Source organism: Deinococcus apachensis DSM 19763, assembly GCF_000381345.1.
GTDB classification, from domain to species: Bacteria; Deinococcota; Deinococci; order Deinococcales; family Deinococcaceae; genus Deinococcus; species Deinococcus apachensis.
Genome location: NZ_KB906417.1, coordinates 52,115 through 64,460 on the forward strand (window position 1 = coordinate 52,115; position 12,346 = coordinate 64,460).

The 12,346-nt window shown below is 65.7% G+C and carries 10 protein-coding genes; 3 read left to right on the top strand and 7 right to left on the bottom strand.

What is annotated here, in order from left to right; all coding sequences use genetic code 11:
• Positions 1–399 precede the first annotated feature (399 nt).
• The 5 genes from F784_RS0119385 to F784_RS0119405 form a co-directional block, all read right to left on the bottom strand.
• Complete coding sequence (locus F784_RS0119385) at positions 400–1,251, bottom strand: ABC transporter permease (RefSeq protein ID WP_040383594.1); 852 nt, start codon at positions 1,249–1,251, stop codon at positions 400–402.
• Complete coding sequence (locus F784_RS0119390; protein ID WP_019588384.1) at positions 1,248–2,255, bottom strand: ABC transporter permease; 1,008 nt, start codon at positions 2,253–2,255, stop codon at positions 1,248–1,250. The genes F784_RS0119385 and F784_RS0119390 overlap by 4 nt, the downstream gene beginning before the upstream one ends.
• A 74-nt stretch (positions 2,256–2,329) precedes the next feature.
• On the bottom strand, positions 2,330–3,928 hold the full coding sequence (locus F784_RS0119395) for an ABC transporter substrate-binding protein (protein ID WP_019588385.1): 1,599 nt from the start codon (positions 3,926–3,928) through the stop codon (positions 2,330–2,332).
• 394 nt (positions 3,929–4,322) lie between these two features.
• Complete coding sequence (locus tag F784_RS0119400) at positions 4,323–5,696, bottom strand: hypothetical protein (protein WP_019588386.1); 1,374 nt, start codon at positions 5,694–5,696, stop codon at positions 4,323–4,325.
• A gap of 812 nt (positions 5,697–6,508) precedes the next feature.
• Positions 6,509–6,724: a hypothetical protein gene (locus F784_RS0119405; protein ID WP_019588387.1), complete on the bottom strand. Its 216-nt coding sequence runs from the start codon at positions 6,722–6,724 to the stop codon at positions 6,509–6,511.
• A 1,261-nt stretch (positions 6,725–7,985) separates the two neighbouring features.
• Between F784_RS0119405 and F784_RS0119420 the strand changes: the two genes are divergently transcribed.
• The 3 genes from F784_RS0119420 (at position 7,986) to F784_RS0119430 (ending at position 10,769) form a co-directional block, all read left to right on the top strand.
• Positions 7,986–9,050: an NAD(P)-dependent alcohol dehydrogenase gene (locus F784_RS0119420; protein ID WP_019588389.1), complete on the top strand. Its 1,065-nt coding sequence runs from the start codon at positions 7,986–7,988 to the stop codon at positions 9,048–9,050.
• Positions 9,051–9,134: 84 nt separating this feature from the next.
• Positions 9,135–9,815: a hypothetical protein gene (locus F784_RS23905; RefSeq protein ID WP_040383597.1), complete on the top strand. Its 681-nt coding sequence runs from the start codon at positions 9,135–9,137 to the stop codon at positions 9,813–9,815.
• 336 nt (positions 9,816–10,151) lie between these two features.
• Complete coding sequence (locus F784_RS0119430) at positions 10,152–10,769, top strand: DUF2306 domain-containing protein (RefSeq protein ID WP_211211918.1); 618 nt, start codon at positions 10,152–10,154, stop codon at positions 10,767–10,769.
• A gap of 352 nt (positions 10,770–11,121) precedes the next feature.
• Here F784_RS0119430 and F784_RS23910 read toward each other — a convergent pair whose 3' ends face one another.
• Complete coding sequence (locus F784_RS23910) at positions 11,122–11,946, bottom strand: IS3 family transposase (RefSeq protein WP_169405718.1); 825 nt, start codon at positions 11,944–11,946, stop codon at positions 11,122–11,124.
• Between the two features lie 23 nt (positions 11,947–11,969).
• Positions 11,970–12,239: a transposase gene (locus F784_RS0119440; RefSeq protein WP_019588393.1), complete on the bottom strand. Its 270-nt coding sequence runs from the start codon at positions 12,237–12,239 to the stop codon at positions 11,970–11,972.
• Positions 12,240–12,346 lie beyond the last annotated feature (107 nt).

Sequence of the window (12,346 nt, forward strand, 5' to 3'; positions counted from 1 at the left end):
TCTTGCACGCCAGTGCTGGTCCCTGCGTGGTTGCAGGGCGAGCGGCGTGGGGCAGAACAGAAGGGCTGAACACGCCCTGAGCAGAAGACTTCGGCTATTGCACCCGCATTGCACCCAAAAGGACGAACCCGCCCCTTCGGGCGGGTTTCTGTGGTGGAGTCGAGGGGGATCGAACCCCTGACCTCGTCATTGCGAATAAAGCTGTCGGCGTTTGCCACACTTTCCTCAGCCCCGATGGAATTGGCTTCAGTGAGTCACAGCGCAGCTTGACAGGCCATTAGAAAGGTGAGAAGTGGAACGTCGTGGTAAGACCTGGAATGGTCGGGCACCCGCTACTGCACCACTCCTGCACCAGAGGGGGCACTGCCTGGTTGGAGGCCCATGCGAAACATGTAGCCCTCACCGCCCGCGCGGATCGAAGGCGTCGCGCAGGCCGTCACCGATCAGGTTGAAGGCCAGCACGGTCAGCAGGATGGCGATGGCGGGCGCGCTCGACGCCCACGGGGCCTGCACGATGTAGTTGCGGGTCTCGGATACCATCGCGCCCCACTCTGGGGTGGGCGGCTGCGCCCCGAAGCCGATGAAGCCCAGGCCCGCCGCCGTGAGGATCGCGCTGCCCACGTCGAAACTGCCCTGCACCAGCAGCGGCGCGACGGCGTTGGGAAGGAGGTGTCGCCCGGCGATCCGCCCCTGCGAGCCCCCCAGCGCGCGGGCGGCCTCCACGAACTCGCGCTCCCGCAGAGCGAGCACCTGCGCGCGGATCAGCCGGGCGTAGGTCGGCCATGACACCAGCGCGACCGCGATCATCACGTTGGTGAGGCTGGGCCCCAGCGCCGCCGAGATGGCCATTGCCAGGATCAGGCCGGGAAAGGCCAGGAAGATGTCGGTGAGCCGCATCAGCCCCTCGTCCCACCAGCCGCCCAGCAGCCCCGCCGCGAGACCGACCGCCGAGCCGGTGAGCAGCGACGCCAGCATCACGCTGACGCCGAGCCCCAGCGAGATGCGCCCGCCGTTTAGCACCCGCGTCAGCACGTCGCGCCCGAGCTGGTCCGTGCCGAGGAGATGGGCGGCCGAGGGGGCCGAGAGCCGCAGGTCGAGGTTCTGGGCCCCCGGGGCGCCGAGGAAGGCGGGGCCGATCAGGGCGGCCACAACGAGGAACACCAGCAGTCCGAAGCCGATCAGCGCGCCACTGTTGCGCCGCAATCGCCGCCACGCCGCGGACCCGCCGGGGGAAGACACGGCGACCGTCACGAGAAGCTGATCCGGGGGTCGAACGCGGCGTAGGCGAGGTCCACGAGCAGGTTGACGACCGAGTAGGCCAGCCCGGCCACGAGCGTGACCCCCACCACGGCGGGAAAGTCCAGGCTGATCGCCGAGGTCGTCGCGTAGCCGCCGATCCCCGGCCACGAGAAGATCGTCTCCGTCAGCACCGCACCGGTCAGCAGGCTGCCGAACAGGCCGCCCAGCACCGTGAGCACGGGGAGCGCGGCGTTTCTCAGGGCGTGGCGCCAGATCACCCGGCCGGGCCTCAGCCCCTTGGCGCGGGCGGTGCGGATGTAGTCCTGCGAGAGCACCTCCAGCAGCGCGCTGCGGGTCATGCGGGTCAGGAGCGCCGCGGAGAAGGCCCCCAGCACCAGCCCCGGCAGGATCAGGTGCCGCAGCGCGTCGACCAGCGCCTCACGGTCCCCGGCGAGCAGGGCGTCCACCGTGACCAGGCCCGTGTGGACTGGCGGGGCCAGGGTGTAGGCGTCCAGCCGCCCGGGGCCCGGCAACCAGCCCAGGCGTTCGTGGAAGAGGTTCAGCGCCAGGATTGCCAGCCAGTAGACCGGCGTGGCGCCTCCCAGCAGGGCGAACAACCGGGCGAGCAGGTCCGGCAGGCGCCCGTGGTACAGCGCCGCCACGATGCCCAGCGGCAGGCCGATCACGAGCGCGAACAGCACCGCGCCCAGCGTCAGCTCCAGGGTGGCGGGGAAGAACTGGCGCAGGTCGGCGGTGATGCTGTTCTGGGTCCGCAGCGAGGTGCCCAGGTCGCCGCGCAGCAGCCCCGACAGGTACAGGCCGTACTGGACGGCCAGCGGGCGATCGAGCCCGTTGCGTTCGCGAAAGGCCTGAAGCTGCTCCTCCCGGGCGTTGTTGCCCAGCGCCGCCGCCGCGGGGTCAGCCGGCAGGGCGTGCGAGATCAGGAAGGCGGCCAGTGTCACGCCCCACAGCACGAAGACCATCAGCGCGAGCCGGCGCAGGATGTAGATGAGCAAAGAAAAACCTCCCCCGGGACGGGGCGGGTGAATGAGAGGGCGCCCGGCCGCAGGAGGGCCGGGCGCTCCTGGCGCTACTTCTTGCTGACCTTCTCGAACTGCACGTCGCCGTTCGCGTTGCGGTTGAAGCCCATCACGTTCGTGCTCAGGACGACCGGCTTGTACGGCTGGTAGAGGATCGCGTAGGGCCCCTCCTTCACCATCAGCTCGGTGAGTTGCTTGTAGAGGGCCGCGCGCTTGGTCTGGTTCGTCTCGACGGCGGCAGCCTGCGCGAGCTTGCTGGCCTGGGGATTGTTCCAGCTGTTGCGCCAGGCGAGCGACTTCGCGTTGTAGTCGGACAGCGGCGTGCCGTTGCCGTCGGGGTCGGGGTAGTCCGGGCTCCAGCCCACCTGGATCAGCGGGGCTTTCTGGGCGCGGTAGGCGGTGAGCAACTCGGCATTCACGAGCTGGCGGATGTTGGCCTTGATCCCCACCTTGGCGAGGTCCGACTGGATCTTGGCGGCGAGGTCCTGGCAGGGCACGCCGCCCGAGCACGCCCCGGTGCTCACCAGGAAGTCCACCGTGAAGCCGTTCGGCTTGCCCGCCGCCTTGAGGAGCGCCCGCGCCTTCGCCGGGTCGTAGGGGTAGGGCGTCGCCGGGTTCGAGCCAGCCAACCCGATGGGAATGATGGTCTGGGTCTTGCGCCCCAGGCCCTGGAGCAGGTTCTTGATGATCCCGTCCTGGTCGATGGCGTAGCGCACCGCCTCCCGCACCCGGGGGTCCTCGAAGGGCGAGCCCTTGGCCGAATTCATGCCCAGGTACGCGAGCTGGAAGGTGCCGCTCTTGAGGGTCTTCAGCTTGGGGTTATTCTGCGCGGCCTTGAAGGCGTCCGGCGTGTAGTCCCAGGCGACGTCAATCTCGCCCGAGTTCAGCGCCGATTGCTGCGCCGACGATTCGAGCATGTAGCGCAGGATCACCCGCTGGATGCTGGCCGAGCGCCGGAACGCCTGAGGGTTGGCGTCGAGCGCCACCTGCGCGCTGCGGTCCCAGCGGTTGAGGGTGAAGGGCCCCGACCCCGCCGAGTGGTCCTTGAGCCAGCCGCTGCCGTAGTCCCCGTTCTGCTCGTGCGCCTTCGCTTCCGCCGAGTCCACCACGCCGCCCACGTTGAAGGTCAGCAGGGCGAGCACGATGTTGGGGTTGGCGGTCTTCGGGAGGTCCATGACCACCGTGCGGGCGTTCGGGGCGGTGACCGAGCCGACTTTGAGATTCGCCACGTCGGTCAGCAGGAAGCTGGAGGACGTCTTGAGGGCGATCACCCGGTTGAGCGAGTACACGACGTCGGCAGCGGTGACGGGTCGTCCAGTGCTGAACTTCGCGTTCCTCAGCGTGAAGGTGATCCGCGAGCCGGTGGCTGTGGGGGTGACTTTCCAACTCGACGCCAGCCGGGGCCGCAGGGTCTGGAGGTCGTTGCCCTCGTAGGCGACGAGGGTGTCGTAGAGGTTGCCGGTGATCAGCGAGCCGGAGAATTCGTATGACACGCCGGGGTCAAGCGTGATCAGGTCGGAGAAGTCGCCGCCGATGACGAGGGTGCTCTGGCGTCCCGACTGCGCGCCCGCTGCGGTCAGGCCGAGGGCCAGCGCGAGCGTGAGGGTCCGGGCGCTCCAAGTCAGGGCTGCTGTTGCCGCGTCCTTCATAAGTTGACCTCCCCAAGGGTGTGCTGACAAATGTCAGCATCCGACTTTTGACGTGTTGGTTCGTTCTCTTTCTACACCATCGCCGCAGGGGGGGGACGCCGGAGCCTTGATGGACAGTCCGGGCACCCGGCCCCCCTGCCTTCACATGACTCTGTCCAGCCGGGTATACCCCAGTCTGACGAACGTTCCCTCTCGACGGCTTCACACGCCAGAAATCTGCCCGGGTGCTCGTTTGGGTTTCCACAGAACATCCGCCACGCGAAGGCCAGCGCCAGAGAACCAAAAGCGAGGTACTCTCACTGTTCGCGTACCACTGATTCACCGTCACTCAGTGGTACGGGTTGACGAAGGGGAAACGTGGGGGCGCGAAACGAGCCCTTGTGCGTACTTACTGTCAGCGATTGACCGGGGGCTGTCCTCCAGCCTGCGGGTAGCGTGCCACTTCCTCCACCCGGTACCGCAAGTTGAAATCGCCCCGAGTGTCCGCGCTGCCATTGCGGGTGGACGCGTCATCATGCGACCCTCGACCGAAGTTCGTGGATGACGTGTACATTCGGTTCAGTGTGCCGAGGCGGTCGTTGCCGTCCACCAGGCACTGAAGGTCGGCCACGGAGGTGTCATTCTGCTCGGCTTCCGCCTCCGTGTCGCGGAAGCGGCCGTCACAGTCATCCTCCCAGCCGGTCGTCTGCACGCTCCACGACCCGTTCTCCGGCACGATGAACGTCACCGACCGCCGGATCTGAATGGTGTCGCCGTCATCCACGTCCCCCAGCCCGCGCACCTCGAACCAGGTGCTGCCCGCCCGTACCCAGAAGTTCCACTCCCCGGACGCGCCAGGATCATGGTCCTGGTTGATCCGCAGGCTGTCGAACGTGACCCGCAGCTGCCGGAACCGGGGAGAGCCCCCCAGTGGCAGGGTTGGGCGCCGATCCACCTCCTGCCAGCCCACGGCGAGCACCGCCCCGAAGCGGAGATTTGGATCGGGGTTCCCCAGCGCGAGTGGGTAGACCACGTGCACGCGGGTGGGGTTGTTCGCTGGCTGGGGCGTGAGGGTGGGGCGTGGACCGCCGTAGGGAAGCGACAGGACCTCAGCACGCAGCTGGTTGCGGCGCAGGAGAGTGTCTGCAAACGGTTTGGGAGGCAGGGGAACGTCGAACTCGTAATTCTGGGTGGCGACCGGCGAGCGGTAATACCCGCTGCGCCCGTGTACGTACACGTACGTCCGGTTCGTCAGGGCGGGCATGGTCTGGCCAGGGAACAGGGTGGGTTCCAGGCGCGTGAACGCCACGGCTTTGGGCGGGTGAATCTCCGTGCGGTAGGGCGGGTGACCGCAGTCGAAGATCCAACGGCCCATCATCCAGACCCGGTCCCCAGCCACCGGCCAGAACTGCGGGGGGAAATACCGGGTCTCCCACTCCATCTCCATCTGGCGCTGGCCCGCCTCAACGTCATTGGCATCGCTGTGCAGGCCCTGGGAGGCGGGGTCCAGCACGACGTCATAGTTCCAGTCGTGGCTGGTGTGATTCGCGGGGTTGTCCTCGTGCGTGACCTTGCTTAGGGTGACAGTGCCCTCCGCGACCCGGGGCTGATCGCTGGCTTCCACGCTCACCCATTGCGGGTCGATGCGGCTGAGGGTGCCGGTCTTGCATCCACGGGTGAGCGCGTCGGTGTTGTTCACCAGCGGAGCGGGCTGGGAGTGAGTAACGCCGGCCACGGTGAGGGCCAGGGCCAGGCCGAGAAACATGCGGCTGATCGACTTCTTCTGCATAAAGGCCCCCACGGGTCGGGTGAGACAGAGACAAAGGTGAAGGGCGGGGGAAAGGGCCTACACCCTTCGCGGGTGCGGCGAGTAAGTAGGCGTGGCCGGGGTTCCCAAACCAAAGCGCTCGTAGCCGTTACCCCAGTCCATGCTGCTGCTGTTATCAGTAGCCGGGCGAGCCTGTTCCGGAAATGCTCCGGAGAGCGTCGGCGTGAGGGTCTGGAATAACCTTGCCGCCGTCTCTGATGACCCGGGACTGGCCGCGCGAGTGAAGACGCGGCGCATGATTCATGGGGGGGAGTTGGCGGTTGAGGATCTGGACTGAACATCTGCAGGCTAGGCGCTTCCTCCCAGTGAGCGTCATCGTGAACCGGGGAGTTCTCGTGCGGGCAGACGGGTCACCTGCACCGGGGAGACCACAGCCGATCGTGTCGGCACCGTGTGGGTAGTAGACGCGCCCGGTTAAGGGGACCGCTGGTGGTTCTCTCGGAACGGACGTATGAAGTCTGTGCCCGATCGCCAACCGCTGGCCTGGCGATAGGTGTCGGGTGGGAGTGTTCCGCCGCCGCTCCTGTCAGACTGCGCTTAGGGCAACAGAGCCGCATGCAGGCCGTCCTGATGGGCAGTTTATTGACGGAAGGGGAGAGGGTCATGGCGCGTGAGCACAGGGACTAAGGCCGCACGGGTGGCCGGGTCTCCGCCCTGGCGCTGATTGAGGCGATGCCCGGACTGGTCGTCGTAATGGACGTGCGCGGATCGGCGCGGAAGGTCAACGCGCGCTGGCGGAGCTTCACTGGCCTGAGCCTGGGGCAGACGTTGGGCTACGGCTGGCTGGAGGCGTTGGAACCGGGCGACCGCCTCCAGGCCAGGGCTGCCTGGTCAAACACCGCTTTCAGGGCGCCCGTGATAGCGCTGGCGTCAAAGCGCAAAGCCTTGAGAATGCTCCCGAGGGCGTCGGCTCCGAGGCTGAAGACGTCGGACAGGGGCTGCGCGATGGTGTTCACACCGAAGCCCAAACCATTCAGGATGAATCCCATGGCGCCCGCGCTGAGGTTAAATACTGCTTTGAGCGCTCCAGTGATCGCTCATTACACCTCCTACCAGGGAGGCACGGCGTACAGGACAGTTTCAGAGCGATCCTGCACGAGTGAGTGGGCTGCAACATACCTTGACTGTATATTGCAGTTTTCCTTTGGACCAGGGGTCAAAATGGTTTCTCGAACCCACCCCCTCCAGAGTATGTCTACGGTATCGGGGTGTAAAATATTTGACCCTGCGGAACGCAGCAGGAACCTCAAGCCTGACCTGCAATGAGTGTAGTCCTATTTTTGCTAAATGATAGTGAAGGTCTCTGCTAAACTTAACGCAGCCTATATGATTGATGAAAAAGTTTACTGGACTTCCCTGACATCTTGCAATTTAGGTTGAGGGGGCGAGAAGTGCGTGCTGAAAGGCGTCGAGCGCGTCCAGCTCCAGTTGAAGTGCTTGACGACGCACTTCGGGGACGAACGAGAACCGCACGGCTCTCGCCAGATCGCCCCAGTCGGGCCAGGTGCATGCTCTCTCCACGGGCAGATCGAGGTTCTGGAGATGGCAGAGCAGGAAGGCCATTCCAGAGACCCACACGCGCGTCGCGGTCGCGCTCGAGTTGGTGCTGTTGCCCATCGAGCAGCGGCAGGCCCAGGTGCTGGCCGAGCACCTGCGGGAGAACTGGGATGCCGTGCCCACCAAGGGCGAGAAGTCCGCTGAGGGTCCATAAGACGTGAAAACCGTAGTTGCCTGCAGACACTCCTCTAGAGGATGAAAGCTGTCCGAGGTTATGCCGAGGGGTGCTCAAGTGGACGTGATCGCACGTGACTTCAGGCCGAATCCCAGAACGTATCCCCAGTTGTTGTAGTTTTTAGCGTCAAGGTGTAGCTTCTTTACACCGCGTGTCACATTGACTGGCACGCCCAGGCGCAGGACAGCTACCTGCCTCTCCCCCTCATCCGGGCCCGCCCCCTCCCTCGACCGGCCTGACGGCCGGATCAGCCCGCACACCCAGCGGCGGGGAAGGGGCGTGAATGATGGATCAGCTGTCGATGGATGACTGCGGTTCCTGAACCCGCCAAGTCGTCAAGCTCGCATCCGGAGGCAATTGGCCGGTCGAGCTGACCTGAGCGTTTGGGCGTTTCCCCTCCGCGCGGCCCCGTCGCCTCTTCTCCCGCCGTCCCTCTTCGGGACGTCGTGGGACTGAGGCCGCGAGCTTCCACCGCGTTCATGGGGCGGCCTGAACGTTGCTGTCCCCAGGGAGTGCCCATGACCGCAACGACACATTCGATCCGCACCATGCAAGCCGTCGTTCAGAACGCGTACGGCCCCGCCGAGGTGCTCAAGCTCAGCACCGTGAACCGCGCAGCCGTCCGTGAAGACCGCGTTCTGCTCCGCGTTCATGCCGCTTCGGCCCACATCGGCGACTGGCACATGATGACCGGCACCCCCTCCCTGATGCGCGTCCTGGGCTTCGGTCTCCGCGCGCCCACCACCCGCATCCGGGGCACCGATGTGGCTGGTCAAGTGACCGAGATTGGACAACACGTGACCCAGTTCCAGGTGGGGGACCAGGTGTACGGCATCTGCGACGGGGCCTTCGCCGAGTATGCGAGCGCCGATCCGGCCCGGCTCGCCCACAAGCCCGCCAACCTGACCTTCGAGCAGGCCGCCGCCGTCCCCACCTCCGCCGCCACGGCGCTGCACGCGCTTAGGGACGCCGGGCAGGTGCAACCCGGACAGCGTGTGCTGATCATCGGGGCGGGCGGAGCGGTAGGCACCTTCGCGGTGCAACTTGCCAAGGCGTTCGGTGCGCACGTCACCGGCGTCGTCAGCACGTCCAAGCTGGAGTTGGTGCGCTCCATCGGGGCGGACGAGGTGATCGACTACACCCGGCAGGACTTCACCCGACTGGCCGCACGCTACGACCTGATCCTGGACATCGCCGGGAACCGTCCCCTACCTAAGCTTCGGCGCGTCCTAACCCCCACAGGCACCCTGGTACTGGTGGGGGGGGAACGTGGTGGGAGGGTGCTGGGCGGGATGGATCGTACCCTTCGGGCCCTCGCGCTGTCTCCCTTCAGCAGGCAGAACCTGCGCGGCGTGATGTCCACCACCTCCACCCAGGACCTGAATGATCTGCGAAACCTGATCGAGGCGGGTCAGCTCGTCCCGGTCATCACCCGGACCTACCGCCTTGACGAGACCGCCGACGCCATCCGTGCTGTAGCGGAGGGACACGGGCGGGGAAAGGTGGTCATCTCGGTGTACGACGGTGCGAGCACGCTTCCAGCGCAGCGGTTGCCGTCCGTGCACGCCCCGCCGGGGGCATGACGTGGTGCCTGATCCCCCGTCACCCCCTGAACTTGCCGTCTTCCCACGCTCCTCTGTGCGTGGACTGAGATCAAGGAGAACGCCATGACCCTCACCGCTCCAACCCTCATTCGTTGGTCAGGATTAGCAGCCCTGGTGGCAGGGCTCTATTTCGCGGCCATTCAGCCGATCCATCCCCCTGACGTGCTCGCATCCGTCACCACCACAGCCTGGGCCGTCATCACCCCCTTGAAGACGGTCATGTGCCTGCTCTTTCTGCTCGGTCTTGTGGGGCTTTACACCCGGCAACTGCACAAGGTCGGTTGGCTGGGTCTGGCTGGCTACCTGCTGCTCAGCCTCTTCTGGGCGCTCCAGACAGCCTTGATCTTTACCGAAGCCTTTATCCTGCCACCCCTGGCGACGGTGGCGCCCAAGTTTGTGGACGGCGTCCTGGGCGTCGTCAGCGGGCATCCTACCGGGATGAACCTGGGCGCCCTCCCACTCCTCTTTGTGTTGGCGGCGATCCCGTACGTGTTCGGCGGCCTGCTGTTCGGCATCGCGACGTTCCGCGCAGGCATCCTGCCTCGCGGAGCCGCCGGTCTGCTGGCCGTCGCGGCTGCGCTGACCCCCCTGGCGGCACTGCTCCCGCACTCGATTCAGCGCCTGGCGGGCATGCCGGTCGGGCTCGCTCTGGCCTGGCTGGGATACGCGCTCTGGTCGGAACGGCGCGAGAGCGCCGCAGCACTACAACTGGACCCAGGCAAGCCTCAGCTCCAGCGTACGTGAGGCCGGTCAACTCAGTGGACCGGCACGCAGTGAATAAGCGGTCACGCAGCCGCGGTCTCAGTTGGACTTGAGCGTCCCCGGGTGACCCATCACTAGCGAGTGAAGTTCGACGAGCACAACGGAGAATGGAGCCGTTTGGGGAACAACATCCCAAACGGCTCCGACTGGAGAACGGTTCTAAAGCAACGTGCTCAGAGGTCTAAGGAGCTCAATATGAAAGCGACGGTCGACCTTCAAGGCCGAGCCCCTGATGGGCCTCCGTTCAAGGCTTCAGGAAGCTCCAGGCCCAAAAACGTCAGGGCAGCCGGGTGGCTCGTGCCCGCTGCCCTGCTTCTCTTGAGCGCTGTTCCGCTCACCTTCGGCAGCCTGCGTCTGATCGAGTTGTCGGGCGGCGCGGCCTTGATGCCGCCCAATGCCCGCTTCGTCGCCTCGCCCCTGCCGGTAGCGCTGCACATCGTTAGCGCCAGCGTGTATGCCCTCCTGGGTGCCTTCCAGTTCGCCAGCGGATTCCGGCGGCGCTGGCCCGGTTGGCACCGCGCGGCCGGGCGCGCCGTGGTGCTGAGCGGCCTGCTGGTAGGGCTGTCCGCGCTGTGGATGACCCTGTTCTACCCCCGCCCGGAGGGCACGGGTGAGCTGCTGTACGTCCTGCGCCTTCTGTTCGGGTGCGCCATGATCGGGGCCATCGTGCTGGGCTTTGCTGCCATCCGGCGAGGAGACCTGCGCCAGCACCGCGCCTGGATGATGCGGGCATACGCGGTCGCTCTGGGGGCGGGCACGCAGGTCTTCACCGGGCTGGTCGGAGGGCTGATCCTGGGCCCACCAAACGCGCTGAGCGGGGCGCTGCTAATGGGCGCGGGCTGGGGCATCAACCTCGCGGTGGCTGAGTGGGTTATCCGCAAGCGGTCAGCTCCACCAGCCAGGATGGCATCAGCCGTCGTGTCCCCTCTGCCCTGAGGCTGGCCCAGACTTTCCCCGCGCTTGAGAAGATCATCGGTGAGCGCCTGGCGTTCGAGCTCTGTGACCGCCGAAGGACGTGCTGGCGGTTGCAGAGCGGCTGATGGGTGAAGGTGCAGCCTGATGCGCTTGCATACCGTGAGTGAATTCTCACGAGTGCAGCGAGTTAGACCTTAACGGTGAGGATGGAGGGCTCATCTGGGTCGAGCAGCGGCGGACACAGCGACGCGTGATCGTGCTGGCGTGGCTGGTGCTAGCACTCTTCTATCTCTGCGTGGCCGTCCTTGGAGGATGGCTGGTCGTGATGATGGACTGGCCCAGTTTTGTAGACGAAGCTGACTGGAGACTCGACTCAGGGGGAGTGTACGACGGCGGGCGGGGCAGTGAGCAAAGCCCAGCGCTGGGCGAACTCGTCCGGGGTGAGATAGGCCAGGGAGGAATGCGGCCTGGCGCTGTTGTAGAAGCTGCGCCAACCATCGAGCAGCACCTGGGCGTGTCGGGCCGAGTGAAAGACCTCCAGGTTCAGCAGCTCGTCCCGCAAACGGGCGTGGAAGCTCTCGGCCACGCCGTTTTGCCAGGGTTTGCCGGGGTCGATGTACCGAGTACCCACCTCCTGCACCGCCAGCCAAACCTTGAGGTCGTGGGCGATGAACTCGGGGCCGTTGTCGCTGCGGATGAAGGCGGGAACACCCCGTTCCCGCATCACCTCGACCAGGACGGCTTTCACGTCCACCGACGTGAAAGCTGTCCCACAACGCAACACCAGCGATTGTCGGGTGAACTCGTCGGTCAGGGTCAAGATTTTCAGGGCGTGGCCTCCTAGCGTCTCGTCGAAGACGAAATCGTAAGTCCACACCTGGTTCGGCTGCTCGGCGCGCAGAGGAACAGGCCGCCCAGTGCGAATTTTTCTGGTCTTGCGCCGTGGAGGCAGAGCGAGGCCCTCACTCTTCCAGAGGCGGTGCACGGTCTTGCGGTTGACCTGCACCCCTTCCCGGCGCAATGTAGCGTGGACGCGACGGCATCCCCAGCGGGGATGCTCACGGGAAAGGGCTTTGATCCGCCCGATCAGTTCACCGTCATGCCTCGGGTGGGGTCGGTAGGACAACGAAGAACGAGGCAGACCGACCAACTCGCACGCCCGCTGCTGTCGGACATTGATGCGGACCAGGAACTGCACGGCCTCCCGGCGCTCGGGGGCCGTCAGCGCTTTTTTCCAAGCAGCACCTTCATCCCCTCCAGCTCCAGGCGCTGTTGCCCCACCAGCTTCAGAAGGCGCTCGTTTTCACGTTCGAGCTGACGAAGCCGCCGGGCTTCGTCCACGGTGGCATCGCCGTACTTCGCCTTCCAGGTGTAGAAGGAGGCCGTGCTGCACCCGGCCTCCCGGCAAAGCTCCTCGATTGGCTTTTCGCCCTTTTTGGCGTCCTGGAGCAGCTTGATGATCTGTTCCTCACTGAACCGCTTGTGCTTCATGGGTCATCCTCGCTTTCTCGCAGGGGTCAGGGAAAGGCCCTTATCCCCGCAGGGGAGCGAGCCGATAGTCTCCAGTCAGCTTTGCCCAGTTTTTAGGGGGCAGACCA